Genomic DNA, 20,654 nt, shown 5'->3' with positions numbered 1-20,654 from the left:
CTCTCTGCCGCAAGCGTCTGCCGTATGCCGGGTTCCCCGATCTCACCGAGTCCCCCGAAATTCGCCGACGGCACGGTGTGAGCCCCATCGACCGGGGCAGTCAGTGACAAATGAGCAGCACCTCCACAGCACCGAAGACCGATCACAGGACCCGCGTCACCGTTCTGGTGGCTCTCGCAGCCAATCTCGTCATCGCCGTCGCCAAGGCGGTCGGCGGACTCCTGACCCAGTCGCCCGCGCTGCTGTCGGAAGCGGCGCACTCCGTGGCGGACAGCCTGAACGAGGTCTTCCTGCTGGCCGCCCTGCGCCGCAGCCGCCGGCCCGCCGACGCCCGCCATCCCTTCGGCTACGGCAAGGAGCGCTTCTTCTGGTCGCTGCTCGCGGCCGTCGGCATCTTCGTGATGGGTGGGTGCTTCTCCTTCTTCCAGGGCGTCGAGGCACTGCGTGGTGGCGGCGAGGAGACGTTCACCGGGTATGTGGCGGGCATGGTCGTGCTCGGTGTCGCCTTCGTCGCCGAGGGCCTGTCGCTGCTGCGGGCGTTGTACCAGGTACGCCGGCAGGGCGGCGCCGCGGGCGGCCTGCGTGATCCCGCCCTGCGCACGGTTGTGGCCGAGGACGGCACGGCGGTGATCGGCGTGACCCTCGCCTTCGCCGGCATGGCGTTGCACATGGTCACCGGACAGGTCGTGTGGGAGGCGTCCGCGTCGCTCGCGATCGGCGCACTGCTCGTCTTCGTCGCCTACCGCCTGGGCCGCGACGCCCGCGACCAGCTGATCGGGGAGGCCGCCGACCCGGAGGCCGCCGGCCGGATACGGGCGCTGCTGGAGGCACAGCCCGAGATCGACAGCGTGGAAGCCCTGCTCACGATGAAGACAGGACTGGAAACGGCCCTGGTGGCGGCCCGGGTCGATCTGGTGCCCGGGATCGACAGCGAGCAGGTGGAGGAGGTCGCCGTCCGCATCAAGCGGTCCATCGCCCGGACCGTCGCCGAGGCGGATCAGATCTTCCTCGACGTGACCGAACGCTCCGCGCGCGAGGCACAAGGAAGCCCCGCCGCGACGGGGGAGCGCGGCGGGGCCTGACGCACGTGTGCCCGGCGAACGGGGGTTCATGCGTTCCCCGGGAGAAAAAGTCTCCGGAGCCCTGATCAGTCCCTGCGGGAGACCCGGTCCGGCCTTCCCGGGGCCGGATCAGTCCTGGTCGAGCGGCTCCAGGACGAAGACCGGGATCACCCGGTCCGTCTTCTGCTGGTACTCGGCGTACGGCGGATACGCCGCTACGGCCCGCTCCCACCACTGGTCCTTTTCCGCGCCGGTGATCTCGCGGGCCTTCATGTCCTGCTTCACCGGGCCGTCCTGGAGCTCCACATGGGGGTCGCCCTTGACGTTGTGGTACCAGACCGGGTGCTTGGGTGCCCCGCCCAGCGAGGCCACCGCGGCATACCGGCCGTCGTGCTCGACGCGCATGAGCGGCGTCTTGCGGATCTTTCCGCTCTTGGCGCCCCGGGTCGTGAGCAGGATCACGGGCATCCCCGTGTTCTGCAGCGTCGTGCCCTCGGTGCCGCCGGAGCTCTCGTACAACTCCACCTGGTCGCGGACCCACTTGGTCGGGCTGGGCTCGTACTCGCCGTCAAGAGGCATGGCATCGGTCCCATCGTCGTGTCCTGGTACTGACTGACGTCCTGCTGCAACACCGTTGCGTGCAAGATTCATCCTGCGGCGACTACACCAGCATCCGCACGCCCAACGCCAGGATCACGCCGCTCGACACCAGCGCCGTCACCAGCCGCCCGCGATGCCCCGTCAGCACCCGCCCCAGCAGTGCCCCGCCCCCGGCGAGCAGCAGCTGCCAGCTCGCCGACGCGGCGAACGCGGCCAGGACGAAAACGCCCTGGTCCAGGGGCTGTACGGGGCCCGTCGCACGGGTGCCGAGGACGAGAGCCGCGAAGTAGATCACGGTGGTCGGGTTGAGCAGGGTGATGCCGAGCAGCGCCAGGTAGGCGCGCGCCGGGCTCGGGGGAGGAGGCGTGGCGCGGGCGGTGGCGAGCCGGTGGTCGCGGTACTGGCGTACGGCGGTGACCGCGCCCCGTACCGCGAGGGCGGCCAGCACCAGGGCGGAGGCCCAGCGCAGCGGCACCAGCACCGGACGCAGCGCGGCGGCCAGTGCGGAGCCGCCGAGGGTGGCGACGAGGGCGTAGAGCCCGTCGGCGGTTGCGACGCCGAGCGCGGCACAGACGCCGATCCGCAGGGATGTGCGGGCGGTGAGGGAGACGAGGTAGGTCGCGACCGCGCCGACGGGGATGGCGATGCCATAACCCGCGAGCAGTCCCGCGACGAGCGCGGCGGTCACGACGTGGGAAGCGTCGGCCTCCACGGCCGGCCGGGCTGCTGCTGGAACGGCACCGGGCGAAGGGTGTCGGTCAGCGGCAGGAAGGCGATGGTCTTGGGCATGGCCGGATTCTGCGGGTGGCGGCCGATCGCCGACAAGCGAATTTCTCCGGTAGCTCCGGCTGGGCGGGCCCCAGATCGAAGTTCTGTGCGATCTTCCCCCGCTCCGTGCGACCATCCCCGGCCAGATTGCCGGTGCGGCTGATCTGGCCGAACTTGACGTCGTCCATTGGATGCCCCGGGCATCTAATGAAGATCGGCACGACGCACTCTTCGTCTGTGAGGTCTTCCATGACGGACATGACGGAATCCCACACCGTCGCCTTCCCCCAGAGCCGCACCTGTCCGTATCACCCGCCCACCGCCTACGACCCCCTGCGCGACGCGCGCCCGCTGGCCCGCGTGAAGCTCTACGACGGCCGGCTCGTCTGGCTGGTCACCGGCCACACGCTCGCCCGCACCCTGCTGGCCGACCGGCGCCTGTCCACCGATCCCAACCGGCCCGAATTCCCGGCGACCAACGCCCGGTTCGCGGAGGTCCGCCGCCGCAGGACCGCGCTGCTGGGCGTCGACGACCCCGAGCACCGCGTCCAGCGGCGGATGATGATCCCCAGCTTCACCCTCAAGCGCGCCGCCGAACTGCGCCCGCGGATCCAGGAAATCGTGGACGAGCGGATCGACGCGATGATCGCCCAGGGGCCGCCCGCCGAGCTGGTGAGCGCGTTCGCCCTGCCGGTGCCGTCGATGGTGATCTGCGCCCTGCTCGGCGTCCCCTACGCGGACCACGAGTTCTTCGAGGGCCAGTCCCGCAGGCTGCTGCGCGGGCCGACGGCCGCCGACTCGATGGACGCGCGCGGCCGCATGGAGGCGTACTTCGAAGAGCTCATCGACCGCAAGCAGAAGCAGGGGGAGGCGGCCGACGGCGTCCTGGGTGAACTCGTCCACCAGCGACTGCGCGACGGCGATCTGGACCGCGAGGAGCTCATCGCCATGGCGATCATCCTGCTGGTCGCGGGCCACGAGACGACCGCCAACATGATCTCCCTGGGCACCTTCACCCTCCTCCAACACCCCGACCGCCTGGCCGAGTTGCGCGCCGACCCGGAATTGCTGCCCGCCGCGGTCGAGGAGCTCATGCGGATGCTGTCGATCGCCGACGGGCTGCTGCGGGTCGCCGTCGAGGACATCGAGACGGACGGCGAGACGATCCGGGCGGGCGACGGCGTGCTCTTCTCGACCTCGGTCATCAACCGCGACGAGGCCGTCTACCCCGACCCCGACACCCTGGACTGGCATCGCCCGGCCCGCCACCATGTCGCCTTCGGCTTCGGCATCCACCAGTGCCTCGGCCAGAACCTGGCCCGCGCCGAGATGGAGATCGCCCTGCGCACCCTCCTCGACCGCCTGCCGACCCTGCGGCTTGCCGTCCCCGCGGAGGAAATCCCCTTCAAACCCGGCGACACGATCCAGGGGATGCTGGAACTCCCCGTGACCTGGTAAGAGGCTCCGGTCATGCACAACGAAACGCGCGAAACGCGCGAAACAGACGACATGCACATCGACATCGATCACGACCTCTGCGTCGGCGCCGGCCAGTGCGCCCTGGTCGCCCCGTCCGTCTTCACCCAGGACGACGACGGCTTCAGTGCCCTGATCCCCGGCCGCGAGGACGGCGGCGGCGACCCCATGGTGCGGGAGGCCGCCCGGGCCTGCCCGGTCAGCGCCATCACCGTGTCGGAAACGGGGAGTTGACACCTGACGCATTCATCAGGGCCCGGTTGCCGCAGCTCTGTCGCCGCATTCGGCGGCAGGGCTGCGGGGTCGGTCCGGCGGACGCCGGGTGCCGGCGGGACCGCCTCGCCGACCTGGCGGTGCCTACCGACCGGGCCCGAGCGTGCCGCCAGCAGTGCTCGCGCTGCCTCCCGGGTCTCGGCCGCCGGTCGTGTGCTGCCCGTGATGCCTGCCGCATTCATCAGGGCCTGGTTGGCCCGCAGCTCAGTCGCGGCGTTTGGCGGCAGGGCTGCGGTGGTCCGTCCGGGTGGTCGTCGGGTGCCGGCGGGAACGCCTCGCCGATCTGGCGGTGCAGGCCGAGCCGGGCCCTAGCGGGCCGCCAGCAGTGCTCGCGCCGCCTCCCGGGCTTCGGCCGCCGGTCGTGTACTGCCCGTGATGCCTGCCGTCACCATGGCGCCCTCGGCCAGCAGGTACAGCTGCCCCGCCAGGGCGTCGGGCAGTCCCGCTGCCGTCGCCAGTGAGCCGAGGTAGTCCCGGAAGGCCTGCTTGTGTGCCCGGACCTGCTCCGCCACCCGCTCCGACCGGGCGCCCAGTTCGCCGTACGAATTGATCCAGGCGCACCCGCGGAAGTCCGCCTCGCCGAACCACTCCTCCAGCCAGTCGAAGACGGCCAGGAGTCGCTGCTCGGGGTTCGTTTGCCGCTCCTCCACGTAGGCGGCGAGCTGCCCGCGCCAGCGCACGTCCCGTCGCTCCAGGTATGCCTCGACCAGCTGCTCCTTCGCCGGGAAGAGCTGGTAGAGGCGCTTCAGCGAGACCCCGGACGCGCCCCGGATGTCGTCCATGCCGACGGACTGGATGCCACGGCCGTAGAACAGCTTCTCCGCGGCGTCCAGTGCCTGCACCCGGGCGGTTGAGCTGTCCATGTACGACCTCTCCTTGACTTGAGAACGAGCGTTCTCCTACGGTAGCAGCCAGCGGGAGAACGCACGTTCTCCCGGTCTCTCCAGCCGATCCGACCCCGGAGGACGACATGACCGACCGACCGCCCCTGCCGCCGTTCACCCGCGAGAGCGCCGCACAGAAGGTGCAGGCCGCCGAGGACGCCTGGAACACCCGCGACCCGCACAAGGTGGCGCTCGCCTACTCGGAGGACTCCGTCTGGCGCAACCGCGACACCTTCGTCACCGGCCGCGCCGAGATCGTCGAGCTCCTCACCGCCAAGTGGGCCCGCGAGCGGGAGTACGCGCTGCGCAAGGACCTGTGGGCCTTCGACGGCGACCGCATCGCGGTCCGCTTCCAATACGAGTGCCAGGACGCCGACGGCCGGTGGTGGCGGTCGTACGGCAACGAGTTGTGGGAGTTCGACGAGCACGGGCTGATGACCCGGCGCGAGGCGAGCATCAACGACGTGTCGATCGAGGAGAAGGACCGCCGGATCTTCGGCCCCCGGCCGGAGAACGAGCGAGGGCTCACCTTCCCGTTGCGGTAGGCCCGTTGAGGAGGTTGAGTAGGGTTCCCGGGTGACCCAACAGGCCCAGAAACCCTTCCTCTACGTCGTCGTCTGCGCCGCCGGGATCGCCGCGGACGTCAGCAAGCTGATCACCGCCGCGCAGGAGCGGGACTGGGAGGTCGGCGTCATCGCGACCCCGGTCGCCATGAACGGCTTCTTCGACACCGCGGCCGTAGGGGCCCAGACCGGCCGCCCGATCCGTTCGGCCTGGCGCACGCCCGCCGACCCGCGTCCCTTCCCCCCGCCGGACGCCGTCGTCGTCGCCCCGGCCACCTTCAACACGATCAACAAGTGGGCCGCCGGCATCGCCGACACCCTCGCCCTGGGCACCCTGTGCGAGGCGTCCGGCCTCGGCGTCCCCGTCGCCGTGCTCCCCTGCGTCGCCGACGCGCTCACCGCCCATCCCGCCTACGGGGACAGCCTGATACGGCTGCGAGGGATGGGCGTGCGCTTCGGGGAACCGTACTCCGGCGAGGCGGGAGAGGACGGCGGGCGGCCGGAGTTCGGGTGGGAGCGGGCGCTCGATCTGCTCGATCGCGGCTAGCCGCGGCCCGATGACGAGAACCCGCGGGACGCCCCGGACGGAACCGGCGTCGCCCGCACCCGACCACGTACGCTCCCCCTGATACCCCATCCCGAAGGCAGGAGCAGCAACGATGCAGTACGTGAAGCTCGGTTCGACGGGCCTGGACGTGTCGCGGATCTGTCTGGGCTGCATGACCTACGGGCTCCCCGACCGCGGTGCGCACGAGTGGACCCTCGACGAGGAGGCGTCACGGCCGTTGATCCGGCAGGCGCTCGACGCCGGTATCAACTTCTTCGACACCGCGAACGTCTACTCCGACGGCACCAGCGAGGAGATCGTCGGCAAGGCGCTGCGCGACTTCGCCCGCCGGGACGAGATCGTGCTGGCCACGAAGGTCAACGGCCGGATGCGGCCCGGGGCGAACGGCGCCGGGCTCTCCCGCAAGGCCATCATGACCGAGATCGACCACAGCCTCGCCCGCCTCGGCACCGACTACGTCGACCTGTACCAGATCCACCGCTTCGACCAGCACACCCCGGTCGAGGAGACGATGGAGGCGCTGCACGACCTGGTCAAGGCGGGCAAGGTGCGTTACATCGGGGCGAGTTCGATGTACGCCTGGCAGTTCTCCAAGATGCAGTACACGGCCGAGCGGCACGGTTGGACGAAGTTCGTCTCCATGCAGAACTACTACAACCTCCTCTACCGCGAGGAGGAGCGCGAGATGCTGCCGCTCTGTGCCGACCAGGGCGTCGGCGTGCTGCCGTGGAGCCCGTTGGCGCGCGGCCGGCTCACCCGCGACTGGGGCACGGTCACCGACCGCAGCGCGAGCGACAACTTCGGCAGCCGGCTGTACGTCGACAGCGACCGGGTCGTCGTCGAGGCCGTCACCCGCGTGGCGAACGAACGCGGCGTTCCGCGCGCCCAGGTCGCCCTCGCCTGGGTGCTGCACCAGGACGCGGTGACGGCTCCGATCATCGGCGCCGCAAAGCCGCAGCACCTGGCGGACGCGGCGGCCGCGGTCGAACTGCAGCTCACCGAGAAGGAGTTGGAGGAGCTCCAGCAGCCGTATGCGCCGCATCCGGTCATCGGTCACTGACCACTCGGTGAGCGAATGGTTCACCGCCTAGTGGGGCCCGTGCGGCGCGAACTCGGTGCCGCACGGGCCCGCCCCTTCACTTTCGGCCAGCGGCACACGAGCTCCGCTCATCGACAGAGTCCGATAGTGCTCGCCGATCCGCTCGGCCGACCGCCCCACGTAGTGGCCGATGAACGAACGGCGGAACCGGTCCCGCGTGCCGTTGGGCTGTGAACCGTGCACGAGGCTGCCGTTGAAGAACAGGACGTCCCCCGGTTCCATGTCGACGGGCACGGCCGTCAGACCGGGCGGCGGCGGGACGTACTCCCGGGCGAAGGATACCTCGGCGTCCGCCGTTTCCGGGCAGAACACATCCATCTCGTGCGTGCCGGGGACGACTTCGAGCCCGCCGTTGTCCCGGTCGATCACATCGCAGGCGATCCACGCCGCCACACAGGTGCCCGGCTCGACCCGCAGATAGAAGTTGTCCTGGTGCAGCGCCTGCCCCCGGGCACCCGGCGGCTTGAAGTAGAACATGCTCTGTGCCGCCAGCACCTCCTCCCCGAGCAGCACCTCCAGCACACCGCGCAGCCGGGCGTCGAGCAGCACCCGCAGGGACAGCGCGTCGATCTCGTGCGGGTGCATCACCCTCGGGTACGCCCGCAGCGGGTCGCTGTCGGACGGACGCGGCTCGAAGTGCCCGGGCACCGGACCGGCCGCGTGCAGCGCAGCGAACCGGGTGCACAACCGGTCGATCTCGTCGCGGCCGAACAGTCCGCGCACGACTGTGAAGCCGTCCTCGCGGAACCGGCGGAGCCCGGCCTCGGGCAGGATGGGGGCGTCGGGGGCGCCCATGTCCGTGGCTGTCATTCGTCCACTCCTCGGTCAGTCGTCCTCACACAGACCACGCTAGGCCGACACCTGCCCGAGGGGGATGACTGTGAGCGCTGACGGATTGCCCGAGACTGCTGCATCCGGCGACCCCGCACCGCCGCCGGGCCTGGTGGTGGTCGGTCACTTCGACCAGCCGCCGGGGTACGGGATCAGCCGGCCGCGAGGAGCCGACAGCTGGCTGTTCACCTGGACGACCGGCGGCCAGGGCCGCCTGCGGCACGGGAGCGCCGAGGCGCGTGCCGGGGCGGGGGACCTGGTGGTGCTGGCACCGGGCGTCGCGCACGGCTACGGGGTGGCCCCGGGCGCGCCGCACTGGGCCTTCTGGTGGGTGCACTGCCAGGCCCGCCCCTCCTGGCGCTCCTGGCTGCGCCCGTACGACGCCGGTGCGGGGATGTACGTCGTCGCGCCGACGCCGGACGCCGTGCACGGCCGTGTCGAGGCGGCGTTTCACCGGATGCTCGACGACGCCCGATGGACGGGTACGGAGGCGCCGCCGGTGACGGCACCGGGGGAGCAGCCGGGGGAGGAGTCGGTCGCCGTGGCCCACGGCACCGCGGCTCGCGAGCTCGCCCTGTGCTCCCTGGAGGAGGTCGTCCTGCTCGCCGCGGGCGGCACGGGCACCGCGCGGACCCAGCCGCCCCGGCCCGGCGTGGACGCCCGGGTGCGCCGCGCGCAGGCGCTGATCGTCGCCGACCCGGCCGCCCCGCACACCGTCCGCTCGCTCGCCGAGCACGTCGCGCTCTCGCCCTCCCGTTTCGCCCACCTCTTCACCCAGCAGCTCGGGCAGTCCCCGATGCGCGTGTTGCGCGAGGCGCGGCTGCGGCACGCCGCCCGGCTGCTGGAGAGCACCGACCTGTCCGTGGAACGCGTTGCGGTCGCCTCGGGGTTCGCCAGCCCGTTTCACTTCAACCGCGTGTTCCGTGCCCGGTACGGGAGACCGCCGGGCGCCTACCGGGGCACAGGCCCAATGGTTGGCGCGTGACTTGTGAAGGAGCGGTGAAGGCGGATGCGTCCGTATGACCAGGCAAAAAAGTCGGAGATCACCTGCTCAATGGTTCCCGGGTCGCGGCCCGAAAGGGCGTTGAGTGAATACCGTTTCCAATTGCCTTGCCGATAGGCCGCAATGCCGAGGGGGCTTATTGACCGCTCGTCAAATAGTGATCGCCGGGCACGCAATGCGCAAAAACCGGAACCGGTTGTTCTCTGTCCCTGACCTGTGCAAAGGTGTGTCTCGCTCCCCCCGCGCCCGCGCTTCACAAGAGCCGCGTCCGGAGCATACTCATTGGTATGGACCTTCAATGCCGCATGCCCTCCGGAGGAATGCCGCCGTGCGTGACGCAGGCCTGTCGAATTCCCCCAGCGACGCCCGCCTCTTTGATGTGACGGATGCTCAACTGAGCGCCGAGCTGAAGAAGTGGACGGGGGTGACGCCGGCGCTGCATCCCGTTGGTGAACTCCTCGACAGGCACTGGGAAGCGGGATTCGCCTACGCACGGCTGTGCACCGCCGACGCCCGGTCCGCGGGAATGCTCACCACCGCGGCATTCACCCGGCTTTTCGGTGAAACGCTGCGACAAACCGGCCCGACGGCAGCTTGGCGCCCCCAGCTCCTCGTCACCGTGCGCCGTATAGCGGCCGAGTGGGACACCGACCGCAGGCGGGAGTTGCTCCACCCCGCGCTGCAGTCCGAGGCGGAGGGCGCCGAGCGCGTGGTCGCCCGGATGCTGCCGCCCGCGAACCGCCGGCTGCTGTCAGGCGCGTTCCAGCGGCTTCCCCAGTCGGCCCGCTGTCTGCTGTGGCACACCGAGGTCGAGGCCGAACCGCTCGCCGTACCGGCCGCCCTCCTCGGCCTGGACGCGGAGTCCGCCCGCCTCGAACTGGGCCGCGCCAACGAGCGGTTGCGCGAGGAGTGCCTCCAGGTCCACCGTGAGCTCGCCCCCGAGCACGAGTGCCGGCAGTACTTGCGGATGCTGGACGTGACGTACCGGCGCGGCGGCGTCGACGTCGACCCCGACCTGCGCGGGCACCTGGACCGCTGCGGGCACTGCAGCGACGCCGCGGGCCAGCTCAGCTTCTTCAACGACGGACTCGGCCCCGCACTCGCGGAGGCGGTGCTCGGCTGGGGTGCGCGGGACTATCTGGAGTCGAGAGCGAGACAGGCCGAGGAACCGGCCGGGGCGGAGCCGGCCGCGGCACCGCCGATCGTCGGCGAGTCGTTCTTCGCGGACGGCGCCGCCGCTTTCGCGCCACCGGGAAATGCCTCTGCCGCCGCCCCGGGAAGTGCTCCCGTCTCTCCGATGAATTCCCGTGCCGCTGCGGGCCGAAGCCGCCGTGCCCCTGCCGCAGAGAGCTTCGCCGGCGGTGGTGAGCCGCCGGCCCCTGCCTCAGAGGCATCGGCCTTCCCGGGCCGGCCCGCCGCTCCTGCCGGTGAGCCCTTCACCGCGGCAGGCGAGCCCTCGGCCCCTGCGGGCGAGCCCTTCGCCGCCCCGGCCATGGTGTCCTCCCCTGCGGAGGCCGGCCCCCGGACCACCGGCAGGGCCGCCCGCAGGACGGCTCGCAAAGCGGACTCCGCCACCGCCCCGCGTTCCGGCGCCACCCGCACCTGCACCGGGCGTGTGGCCCTCAAGGCCGCCCGTCGTGCCGCCCGGCGCCGCAACCTCACCGCGGCCGTCGCGACCGTCAGCGCCCTCGTCGTCCTCCCGCTCGTCATCTGGTCCACGAACGATTCCGGGGACGGTTCCGCTCCCACCGCGAACGACCGCCCCACCGAGACTCCCGGCCCCGGCACGGGCTCCGCCACCAGCAACCCCTCCTGGGCGGGCGCCGCCGAGGCCGCGAAGGGCGAGTTGCAAGGCCGGCTCTACAACATCGGGTCCGGGCTCTGTGTCGGCGTCGTCGGCGGGAAGGCCGTCAAAAACGCGGAGACCGAACTCACCAAGTGCTCCTCGGCGGCGGCCGGTCAGCAGTGGTCGTACGAGACCGACGGACTGGTGCGCAGCGGCGCGAACCCCGATCTGTGCCTCGACTCCCACCTCGGCTACTCGGTCCGGCTGGCCCCCTGCACGGGTGCCACCGACTCGGCGACCAAGAACGTCCGCTACGACTTCACACTCCAGGGCACCCTGGTCCCGCGCTTCGACCAGGACCTCGCCCTGAGCCCCGCCGCCACCGACGGTTCGGGCGCGCTGGTCCTCAAGACCCGCGAGGACGACAGCGACGCCCAGCACTGGGTGGTCGACACCTCGAAGCCGGAGCTCCAACTGGAGGTGGTCAACTGGGACTCGGAGGCGGAGAGCGTGAAGACGGCCGACCCGACCCCCACCCCCCGGCCGTCGAGGACGCCGACGCCCGAGCCGACCCCGTCCGCAACGCCGACGGCGTCGCAGCCGACGACCACGAGCCCGACCCCGACCGACGCGTCCTGCTACTCCTACCCGTACTCCTGCTCGTCGGGCGGCCAGAACGGCTGGTCCGGCGGCGGGTACGGGGGGTCCGGCGGATATGGCGGCTACGGGGGGTATGGCGGCTACGACGGATACGGCGGCTATGGATACGGCGGTGGCGGTCGCCGCTGAACCGAAGTCCGACTGATCAGCCGCCGGTGCCGGGCTGGAACACCGTCAGCCGCACCGAGGACTCGTTGCCGGCCACGGGCACCTCACCCGCCGTCCACGCCACCTCGATCGACTCCCGCTCGTCGGGCGGCGTCACGAGCAGCGCCGCCGGCAGGGCCGTACGGGCCCCGCTGATCTCGGGGCTGGCGAAGGACAGCCCCGCCCAGGAGCTTCGGCCCGGGGCCAGCGTGACGGCCGTGGGCGTGTCGGGGGAGCGCTTCGGGTCCGGGCCGAGCTGCTTCCCGGACGCGTCCACGAAGGCGGCACCGGGGTAGCCGCGGACCGTGCAGGTGCGGTCGGTCGTATTGGTCAGCACGATCGGGAAGTTGCGCTGTCCGGCGCCCGGACTGGGGCGGCCGATCTTTGCGCGCAGTTCGGAGGTGTGGCAGCGCGGGGCGGCGGCGCCCGACTGGGTCACAGGACTGCCGGTGTCGGCGGGGCCCGTCCCGGTCGTGGCAGGCCCGGTCGTGCCGGGCCCCGTGGTGGGGCTTCCGGTGTCGGCCGTGGGCGGTCCGGTCGTACGGCTGCTCGTGCCGGCCGGTGTCTGTGCCGTGCCCGTGGAGTCGCCGCCGTCGGCGCATGCGGCCAGCAGGGTCACCAGCGCGAGGGCGCTCACGAGGGGAGTCGCCCGGTGCGAGGGGTGGAGTGTCCGTGCACGTCCCATGTCTGTCACGAATCCCCGTTTTCGGGCCGAGTAGTCACCCGACCTCAAGGAGTCACACCTCGCCGAGGAGCCCGATCTCCGCCCAGATGGTCTTGCCGTCCGCCGTGTGCCGGCTGCCCCAGCGCTGGGTCAGCTGAGCGACCAGCAGCAGTCCGCGGCCACCCTCGTCGAAGGTCTTGGCGCGGCGCAGATGCGGTGCCGTGTGGCTGGTGTCGGACACCTCGCAGATCAGCGTCCGCGCATCATGGATCAGCCGGAGCCGGATGGGGTGGATGCCGTAGCGGATGGCATTGGTCACCAGCTCGCTCACGACCAACTCGGCCGTGAACGACGCCTCGCTCAGATTCCAGATGTCGAGCTGCTCCAGCACCTGCTTGCGGATGGGTGCGACCAGCGCCGGGTCCGCCGGGATGTCCCAGGTCGCGACCCGGGAGGCGGGCAGCCCCTGAGTGCGGGCCAGCAGCAGGGCCACGTCGTCCGGGACGCCCCCCGCCGGAAGCAGGGCGCTCAGGACGCGGTCGCAGGTCTCTTCCAGCGAGCCGGAGGAGGCCGCCAGCGCTTCGCAGAGAAGCGCGTGGCTGGCGTCGACATCACGCACCCGGGTCTCGATCAGGCCGTCGGTGTAGAAGGACAGCACCGTGCCCTCGCGCAGCTCGATCTCCGCGGACTCGAACGGCAGCCCGCCCAGGCCCAGCGGCGGGCCGGCGGGCAGCTCGATCTCCCGCGGCTCGCCGCCGGGCGGGACCATGACGGGCGAGGGGTGCCCGGCCCGGGCCAGCGTGCAGCGCCGGGAGACGGGGTCGTACACGGCGTACAGACAGGTGGCGCCGACGTCGCCGGAGCTGCCCTCGGTGCCCGCCTCGTCGGACAGCCGTACGACCAGGTCGTCGAGGTGGGTCAGCAGCTCGTCGGGCGCGAGGTCGATGTCGGCCAGGGTGCGCACGGCGGTGCGCAGCCGGCCCATGGTGGCCGAGGCCTGGACGCCGTGGCCGACCACGTCCCCGACGACCATCGCCACCCGCATCCCCGACAGCGGGATCACGTCGAACCAGTCGCCGCCCACGCCGGAGCGCGCCGCCGGGAGGTAGCGCGAGGCCGCTTCGAGCGCGGCGGTGCGCGGCAGGGACCGGGGCAGCAGACTGCGCTGCAGGGCCAGGGCGGTCTCGCGTTCGCGGGAGTAGCGGCGGGCGTTGTCGATGCAGACGGCCGCGCGTGCCGTGACCTCCTCGGCCAGCAGCACGTCGTCGGGCGTGAACGGCTCGGGGTTCTCGAACCGGCTGAGCACGGCGACCCCGAGGGTGGTCCCGCGGGCCTGGATCGGTACCGACATGGTGGTGTGGATGCCGTACGCCTGGATGCGCTCGGCGCGTTCGGGGTCCCAGGAGAGCCACTGCGTGAGGTCGTCGGTCGAGGTCGAGGCCACGATGGTGTGGCCCGCAAGGAGTGCGTCCGCCTGGGGCGACGGGGTCGGATAGACATCCACATGACCCGGCTCGATCACGGCTTCGGGGTCGCCCGTGTTGATGGACCGGTGGGCTGCGCGGCGCAGGCTGATCGGGGCGGTCGGCCGGCCGGTGGGTGCTTCGCCGCCGTGCTCCGGCGGGTCCAGTAGATCGATGCTGACGAAGTCGGCGAGCGCGGGGACGCAGATGTCCGCCAGCTCCTGCGCCGTGCGTGTGACGTCGAGGGTGGTGCCGATGCGGACGCTGGCCTCGTTCACCAGCTGCAGCCGCTCCTGGGCCATGTACTGCTCGGTGAAGTCGTGCGCGGCGACGGACACGCCGCGTACCCGCCCCTTGGCATCGGTGATCGGGGCCATGCGCGCCAGCCATGCGTGCGTCCGGTCACCGCCGACCGGGACGTAGGTCCGTACGTCGGTGCCCTGGCCCGTGGTGAGCACGCGAAGAAGGTGCCGCTCGATGTCGTAGCTCTGACGTCTGCCGGTCAGCTCGGGCGCCCGCAGCCCCCGCACATGCTCCTCGGAGAGATGGAGGACCTCCGCCATGACGTCGTTGATCCTGCGCAGCCGGAGCCGTTCGTCATAGATCGCGATGGCGCAGGGCGAGTCGAGGAGCCCGACATGGTCCAGCGGATCGTCCGGCGGACGGGTGCCCTGCCCTTCGAGCGGCGTGACCACGAGCCAGCGAAAGGGGCCGCCGCGCTCCGGCCGTACACGGTGGGCGAGCGCCCACACGGAGTGCGTGCCGCCGTCGCGGCGGCGCAGGGTGAGGATGCCGTCCCAGCGGTCGCCCGGCGGGGGGTCGCTGCCCTGCCGGTCGGCCAGGAGCTCCGCGGCGGGGCGCCCCACGACGTCGGCGGCCCGGTGGCCCAGCAGCCGCTCGGCGCCGGCGCCCCACTCGACGAGCACACCGTCGTCGTCGATGACCGCCCGGGCCGTCGCGGCCTCGTCGAACGGATACTCCGGGCTCATGCTCGCCACTCCAACGCGCACACTCACGGTGAACAAGCGTGTCAGTTGGGCTCCAGCCTAGTGCGTCGGCGACTCGCCCGTACCGGAACAATCGTGCGCACCCTTGACTGCCCGGCATCGCGTCCCGTCAGAATCCGTTTGTTCGCGATCGCTTGTGAGTACTTCTGGGTCCTGATGAGGGAGAGCCGCCATGACAGTCACTCGAAGATCGTTACTGCTCGCCGCCACGGCCGCTCCGGCGGCCGGAGCGCTGCCGAGCACCCCGCCGGCGCAGGCCGCCGAGACGACGGGGGCCGGCCCCGCCGCGTCCGGCCGCCGAACCGTCCCCCTGCGCGACGGCTGGCGCTTCGCCCTCGTGAACCCGGGCGGCATCACCGACCCCACCGGTGCCTACGCCGACGCCGCCCAGCCCGGTTACGACGACTCGGAGTGGCGCGAGGTCGCGGTGCCGCACGACTGGAGCATCGAGTTCGCCCCGACCACCGAGCACGGCACCACCAGCGGCACCGGCTTCTTCCCCGGCGGCCTCGGCTGGTACCGCCTCGCCTTCACCCTGCCGCCCTCCCTCGCGGGCAAGCGGATATCGGTGGAGTTCGACGGCGTCTACATGGACTCGTACGTCCACTGCAACGGCAAGGAGGCCGGCCGCCACCCCTACGGGTACACCGGCTTCGCCTTCGACCTCACGGACCTGCTGCACACCGACGGCACCACCGAGAACGTGCTCGCGGTCAAGGTGCAGAACCGGCTGCCCAGCAGCCGCTGGTACTCGGGCAGCGGCATCTACCGCGAGGCCCGCCTGGTCGTCACCGAGCCGGTGCACGTGGAGCGCTGGGGTACGTACGTCACCACGCCGGAGATCACCGGGAAGCGGGGCGTCGTCCACGTCCGTACCTCGGTGGTGAACGCGTCCGGCGGCGGCAGGGACGTCGAGGTCGTCTCGCGGGTCGTCGACCCCGGCGGCCGTACGGTCGCGCGTACGTCCTCCACGATCGCCGTCACCGACAAGGCGACCGAAACCCATGAACTCACCGTCCTCGCACCGAAGTTGTGGGACTTCGAGACCCCGCACCACCGCTACACCCTGAGGACCGACCTACGCGTCGGCGGCAGAGTCACCGACACCTGTCGCACGCCCTTCGGCTTCCGCACCTTCCGCTTCGACCCGGACGAGGGCTTCCACCTCAACGGCGCCCACAGCAAGATCAAGGGCGTCGATCTCCATCACGACCTGGGCGCCCTCGGCGCGGCCGTCAGCATCGACGCCGTCCGCCGGCAGTTGACCATCATGAAGTCGATGGGCGTCAACGCCTTCCGCACGTCCCACAACCCGCCCTCGCCGGAGATGATCCAGGGCTGCGAGGAGTTGGGCATCGTGATGCTGGTGGAGGCGTTCGACTGCTGGAGGACCGGCAAGACCCGCTACGACTACGGTCGTTTCTTCGACGAGTGGGCCGAACGCGACGCCACCGAGATGGTGCTGGCGGCACGCAACTCGCCGGCCGTCCTGATGTGGTCGATCGGCAACGAGGTCCCCGACTCCACGTCCACCGCCGGTCTCGCCATGGCCGACCGGATCATCGACGCCATCAAGGCCGCCGACGACACCCGTCCGCTCGTCATCGGCTCCGACAAGTACCGCCGGCTCCCCGCCAAGGGCTCGGCGGCCGACCTGATGCTGGCCAAGCTGGACGGGCTCGGACTGAACTACAACAGCGCCCAGTCGGTGGACCAGTTGCACGACGCCTACCCGCATCTGGTCCTCTTCGAGTCGGAGTCGTCCTCCGAGACGTCCACGCGCGGGACATACCAGGAGCCCGACCGCCTCAACACCGGCGAGAACCACACGCCGGGCAGGCGTGCGACCTCCTCGTACGACAACAACCTCGCCTCCTGGACCATGAGCGGCGAGTACGGGCACAAGAAGGACCGGGACCGGAAGTGGTTCGCCGGGCAGTTCCTGTGGTCGGGCATCGACTACCTCGGCGAACCCACGCCGTACGACGTCTTCCCGGTGAAGGCCTCCTTCTTCGGCGCGGTCGACACGGCCGGCTTCCCGAAGGACATGTACCACCTCTTCCGGAGCCAGTGGATCAGCGAGCCGATGGTCCACCTGGTGCCGATGACCTGGAACCACGAGGAGGGCGACACGGTCGAGGTGTGGGCGTACTCCAACGTCGACACCGTGGAGCTGTTCCTCAACGGGAAGTCCCTCGGCACGCGGACGTTCGACACCAAGCAGACCCTCGACGGCCGGACCTACCTGGAGACCACCGAGGCGACCGGCGACGACAAGACCTTCACCGACGGCCCCTACCCCGGCAGCTACACCAGCCCCAACGGCAGCGCGGGCAAACTCCACCTCACCTGGAAAGTGCCGTACGAGGCGGGGGAGTTGAAAGCCGTGGCCCGCAAGGGCGGCAAGGCGGTCGTCACCGACGTGCTGCGCACCGCCGGCGCACCGAAGGCCGTGCGGTTGCGTGCCGACCGCAAGTCCCTTGCCGCCGACGGCCGTTCGCTGCTCTTCGTGACCGCCGAGGTCGTCGACGCCCGTGGCGTCGTGGTGCCCGACGCCGAGGACCTGATCGCCTTCGAGGTGACGGGAGGTTCGCTCGCCGGGCTCGACAACGGGCGGGAGGAGAGCGCCGAGCGCTACCAGGCCAGTACGCGTACGGCATTCCACGGCAAGGCGCTGGCGATCGTGAGGTCCGGCACGAAGGCGGGCGCTCTGAAGGTGACCGCACGGGCCGAGGGGCTGCGCACGGGCAGTGTGGCTGTGCGGACGACTCCGGTACGGTCGGCGTCGCTCACCCCGGCCACGGTGTTCGAGCCGGACCCTCCGACGCCCCCGGACTACCCGTACGCAGACGCCAGTTACTCCGGCCGCCCGGACACGCTCCCGGCCGCGATGCTCGACGGCGACCCTGCCACCGGCTGGTCCAACGGTTTCTCCAAGGCGGCCACGGCTCTGCTGCCCGCCTTCGACGTAGCCCGGCCCGAGGACTGGGTCCTGGTGGACTTCGGGCGGACGCGGACCTTCGACCGGGTGGAGGCCGCCTTCACCGTCGACGCGACGCACACGCTGCCCGCGTCGGTGGTGGCCGAGGTGTGGGACGGTCGGCGGTATGTGCTGGTGGAGGGGGCGGCCGTGGAGTGGGCCACTGCCTCGGACGCGGCGACCGTCATCACCTTCGACGCGGCACGCGGGTCCCGGGTGCGGCTCAACCTGGTCAGCGCTCATCCGGGGGAGACGCGAGGGGCGGTGCGCATCAGCAGGCTGGAGGTGCCGACGAGCTGAGGCGGTGAGCGGTCCGGACGGGGACCGGTCCCACCGGTTCCCGTCAGAACCGTTGACGGGGTGTCATGTCGCCAACAAACATGGCTGCGTCCGCCTCTGGGAGCGCTCCCATCGTGAGCGTCACCCGTACCTCCCCCGAGGAGCCCAGACGTGAAACGACGCAGAACCACCCTGTTGTCCCTGACGGCCCTGCTGGCGGCGGGACTGATCGCACTCCCGGCCGCACCGGCCGGCGCCGACGAGGTCGAGCAGCTCAAGAACGGCACCTTCGACACCACCACCGAGCCGTGGTGGGCGAGCAGCAACGTCACCGCCGGCCTGTCCGACGGGCAGCTCTGCGCCGACGTGCCCGGCGGCACCGCCAACCCCTGGGACGCGGCCGTCGGACAGAACGACATCGCCCTGGTGAAGGGGGAGTCGTACCGCTTCTCCTTCACCGCGAACGGCTCGCCCGAGGGGCATGCCGTGCGGGCGGTCGTCGGTCTGTCGGCGGCGCCGTACGACACCTACTTCGAGGTGACGCCGCAGCTGAGCGTCTCCGGGAACTCCTACGCGTACACCTTCACCTCGCCCGTCGACACCCCGCAGGGCCAGGTCGCCTTCCAACTCGGCGGCAGCACGGACGCGTGGCGCTTCTGCATGGACGACGTCTCGCTGCTGGGCGGTGTCCCGCCCGAGGTGTACGAGCCGGACACCGGGCCCCGGGTGCGGGTGAACCAGGTCGCGTATCTGCCCGCCGGGCCGAAGAACGCCACGCTGGTCACCGACGCGACCGGGAAGCTCTCCTGGCAGCTCAAGAACGCCTCCGGGACCGTCGTCGCGCACGGCTGGACCGTGCCGCGCGGCACCGACGCCTCCTCCGCGCAGAACGTCCACTCCATCGACTTCGGCGCCTACCGCAAGCAGGGTGAGGGCTTCACGCTCGTCGCCGACGGGGAGACGAGCCGTCCCTTCGGCATCGGGACGGCCGCCTACGAGCGGCTGCGCCTGGACGCCGTGAAGTACTACTACACGCAGCGCAGCGGCATCGCGATCCGCGACGACCTGCGCCCGGGCTACGCCCGCCCCGCCGGACACATAGGCGTCGCACCCAACCAGGGCGACGGCAACGTGCCCTGCCAACCGGGCGTCTGCGACTACCGGCTCGATGTCACCGGCGGCTGGTACGACGCCGGCGACCACGGCAAGTACGTCGTCAACGGCGGCATCTCCGTGTGGGAGCTGCTGAGCACGTACGAACGCGAACGGCTGGCCCGCACCGGGGAACCGAACAAGCTGCGTGACGGCACCCTTGCCATCCCGGAGAGCGGCAACAAGGTGCCGGACATCCTCGACGAAGTCCGCTGGGAGCTGGAGTTCCTGCTGAAGATGCAGGTGCCCGCGGGGCAGCCGCTGGCCGGCATGGCCCATCACAAGATCCACGACGAGCAGTGGACGGGTCTGCCGCTGCTGCCGAGCGACGACCCGCAGAAGCGGGAACTGCATCCGCCGTCCACCGCGGCGACCCTGAACCTGGCGGCGACGGCCGCGCAGGCCGCGCGCCTGTACCGGCCGTACGACAAGGAGTTCGCGGCGAAGACCCTCGCGGCCGCACGGAAGGCGTGGGCGGCGGCGCTCGCGCATCCCGACCGGTACGCCTCCGAGAGCGACGGCATCGGCGGCGGCACCTACGCCGACAACAACGTCACCGACGAGTTCTACTGGGCCGCGGCCGAGCTGTATCTCAGCACCGGTGAAAAGGAGTTCGCGGATCACGTCCTCAACTCCCCGGCGCACACGGCCGACATCTTCGGCCCCCTCGGCTACGACTGGGCCAGGACGGCGGCAGCGGCCCGGCTGGACCTCGCGACCGTGCCGAGCGGGCTGCCCGGCCGGGACAAGGTGCGCCAGTCCGTGATCAAGGGAGCGGACGGCTATGTGGCCACGCTGAAGTCACAGGCGTACGGCATGCCCTACGCCCCGCCGGAGAACCTCTACGACTGGGGATCCAACCACCAGATCCTGCACAACGCCGTCGTCATCGCGACCGCCTACGACATCACGGGTGCCTCGAAGTACCGCGACGGCGCGGTGCAGAGCATGGACTGTCTGCTCGGCCGCAACGCGTTGAACATCTCGTACGTGACCGGCTACGGCGAGGTCAACTCCCGTAACCAGCACGCTCGTTGGTATGCCCATCAGCTCGACCCGCGCCAGCCGAATCCGCCGGTCGGCACGCTCGCCGGCGGGCCGAACTCGAGCATCCAGGACCCCTACGCACAGAGCAAACTCCAGGGCTGTGTCGGTCAGTTCTGCTACATCGACGACATCCAGTCCTGGTCGACGAACGAGCACACGATCAACTGGAACTCGGCCCTGACCCGGATGGCCTCCTTCGTGGCCGATCAGGGATAGCCCCCAGCCGGGTCGTGGGGGGGGGGGGGGGGGAGAAAAAGAGAGGGGGGGGGAAGAGAGAAAAAGAGGGGGGCGAGGGGGGGGTTTTGTTGGGGGAGTCTTTTTTGGGCCCACGCCGCCGCCGGAC

16 protein-coding genes are annotated in these 20,654 nt (G+C 71.0%); 10 read left to right on the top strand and 6 right to left on the bottom strand.

Annotated elements, in window-relative coordinates; all coding sequences use genetic code 11:
• The first annotated feature begins 110 nt into the window (after window positions 1-110).
• Window positions 111-1,082 (top strand): cation diffusion facilitator family transporter, encoded by a 972-nt coding sequence (locus tag ACZ7L5_RS10000; RefSeq protein WP_471515925.1) that lies wholly within the window; start codon window positions 111-113, stop codon window positions 1,080-1,082.
• 108 nt (window positions 1,083-1,190) lie between these two features.
• Here the strand turns inward: ACZ7L5_RS10000 and ACZ7L5_RS09995 are convergent, their stop codons facing one another.
• Together ACZ7L5_RS09995 and ACZ7L5_RS09990 are read right to left on the bottom strand one after the other, a co-directional pair.
• Window positions 1,191-1,640 carry a nitroreductase family deazaflavin-dependent oxidoreductase gene (locus ACZ7L5_RS09995; protein WP_471515923.1) on the bottom strand — a complete coding sequence of 150 codons (450 nt, stop codon included), beginning with the start codon at window positions 1,638-1,640 and terminating at the stop codon, window positions 1,191-1,193.
• Window positions 1,641-1,722: 82 nt separating this feature from the next.
• A complete protein-coding gene (locus ACZ7L5_RS09990) occupies window positions 1,723-2,349 on the bottom strand; it encodes a LysE family transporter (protein WP_471515921.1) in 627 nt (208 codons plus the stop codon).
• A 329-nt stretch (window positions 2,350-2,678) separates the two neighbouring features.
• On the opposite strand from ACZ7L5_RS09990, the gene ACZ7L5_RS09985 reads away from it, so the two are divergent.
• Both ACZ7L5_RS09985 and ACZ7L5_RS09980 read left to right on the top strand, forming a co-directional pair.
• Window positions 2,679-3,887 carry a cytochrome P450 gene (locus ACZ7L5_RS09985; RefSeq protein ID WP_471515919.1) on the top strand — a complete coding sequence of 403 codons (1,209 nt, stop codon included), beginning with the start codon at window positions 2,679-2,681 and terminating at the stop codon, window positions 3,885-3,887.
• Window positions 3,888-3,938: 51 nt separating this feature from the next.
• Window positions 3,939-4,139 (top strand): ferredoxin, encoded by a 201-nt coding sequence (locus ACZ7L5_RS09980; protein WP_328884236.1) that lies wholly within the window; start codon window positions 3,939-3,941, stop codon window positions 4,137-4,139.
• A gap of 347 nt (window positions 4,140-4,486) precedes the next feature.
• Here ACZ7L5_RS09980 and ACZ7L5_RS09975 read toward each other — a convergent pair whose 3' ends face one another.
• The gene (locus ACZ7L5_RS09975; protein ID WP_471515917.1) at window positions 4,487-5,041 is read right to left on the bottom strand and encodes a TetR/AcrR family transcriptional regulator; all 555 of its coding nucleotides are present in this window, start codon (window positions 5,039-5,041) and stop codon (window positions 4,487-4,489) included.
• Window positions 5,042-5,148: 107 nt separating this feature from the next.
• Between ACZ7L5_RS09975 and ACZ7L5_RS09970 the strand changes: the two genes are divergently transcribed.
• From ACZ7L5_RS09970 to ACZ7L5_RS09960, 3 genes are all read left to right on the top strand, one after another.
• Window positions 5,149-5,607: a nuclear transport factor 2 family protein gene (locus ACZ7L5_RS09970; protein WP_471515915.1), complete on the top strand. Its 459-nt coding sequence runs from the start codon at window positions 5,149-5,151 to the stop codon at window positions 5,605-5,607.
• Between the two features lie 31 nt (window positions 5,608-5,638).
• A complete protein-coding gene (locus ACZ7L5_RS09965) occupies window positions 5,639-6,172 on the top strand; it encodes a flavoprotein (protein ID WP_471515913.1) in 534 nt (177 codons plus the stop codon).
• Window positions 6,173-6,284: 112 nt separating this feature from the next.
• Complete coding sequence (locus tag ACZ7L5_RS09960; RefSeq protein WP_471515911.1) at window positions 6,285-7,253, top strand: aldo/keto reductase; 969 nt, start codon at window positions 6,285-6,287, stop codon at window positions 7,251-7,253.
• 27 nt (window positions 7,254-7,280) lie between these two features.
• On the opposite strand, the gene ACZ7L5_RS09955 is transcribed toward ACZ7L5_RS09960, so the two are convergent.
• Entirely contained in the window at window positions 7,281-8,102 is an 822-nt protein-coding gene (locus ACZ7L5_RS09955; protein WP_471515909.1) for a phytanoyl-CoA dioxygenase family protein, read from the bottom strand.
• 64 nt (window positions 8,103-8,166) lie between these two features.
• Here ACZ7L5_RS09955 and ACZ7L5_RS09950 point away from each other — a divergent pair, with 64 nt between their 5' ends.
• Both ACZ7L5_RS09950 and ACZ7L5_RS09945 read left to right on the top strand, forming a co-directional pair.
• Window positions 8,167-9,108: a helix-turn-helix domain-containing protein gene (locus ACZ7L5_RS09950; protein WP_471515907.1), complete on the top strand. Its 942-nt coding sequence runs from the start codon at window positions 8,167-8,169 to the stop codon at window positions 9,106-9,108.
• 346 nt (window positions 9,109-9,454) lie between these two features.
• Window positions 9,455-11,701 (top strand): ricin-type beta-trefoil lectin domain protein, encoded by a 2,247-nt coding sequence (locus tag ACZ7L5_RS09945; RefSeq protein ID WP_471515905.1) that lies wholly within the window; start codon window positions 9,455-9,457, stop codon window positions 11,699-11,701.
• 16 nt (window positions 11,702-11,717) lie between these two features.
• On the opposite strand, the gene ACZ7L5_RS09940 is transcribed toward ACZ7L5_RS09945, so the two are convergent.
• On the bottom strand, window positions 11,718-12,404 hold the full coding sequence (locus tag ACZ7L5_RS09940) for a DUF4232 domain-containing protein (protein ID WP_471515903.1): 687 nt from the start codon (window positions 12,402-12,404) through the stop codon (window positions 11,718-11,720).
• 52 nt (window positions 12,405-12,456) lie between these two features.
• Window positions 12,457-14,835, bottom strand: a complete 2,379-nt coding sequence (locus ACZ7L5_RS09935) for a SpoIIE family protein phosphatase (protein WP_471515901.1) — start codon at window positions 14,833-14,835, stop codon at window positions 12,457-12,459.
• 190 nt (window positions 14,836-15,025) lie between these two features.
• Between ACZ7L5_RS09935 and ACZ7L5_RS09930 the strand changes: the two genes are divergently transcribed.
• Window positions 15,026-18,133, top strand: a complete 3,108-nt coding sequence (locus tag ACZ7L5_RS09930; protein WP_471515899.1) for a glycoside hydrolase family 2 TIM barrel-domain containing protein — start codon at window positions 15,026-15,028, stop codon at window positions 18,131-18,133.
• 150 nt (window positions 18,134-18,283) lie between these two features.
• Complete coding sequence (locus ACZ7L5_RS09925; protein ID WP_471515896.1) at window positions 18,284-20,527, top strand: glycoside hydrolase family 9 protein; 2,244 nt, start codon at window positions 18,284-18,286, stop codon at window positions 20,525-20,527.
• Window positions 20,528-20,654 lie beyond the last annotated feature (127 nt).

It is taken from the genome of Streptomyces sp. NPDC107528 (assembly GCF_055639295.1).
Note: the sequence above shows the minus strand (reverse complement) of the source record. Positions and strands in the feature narration are given on the sequence as shown.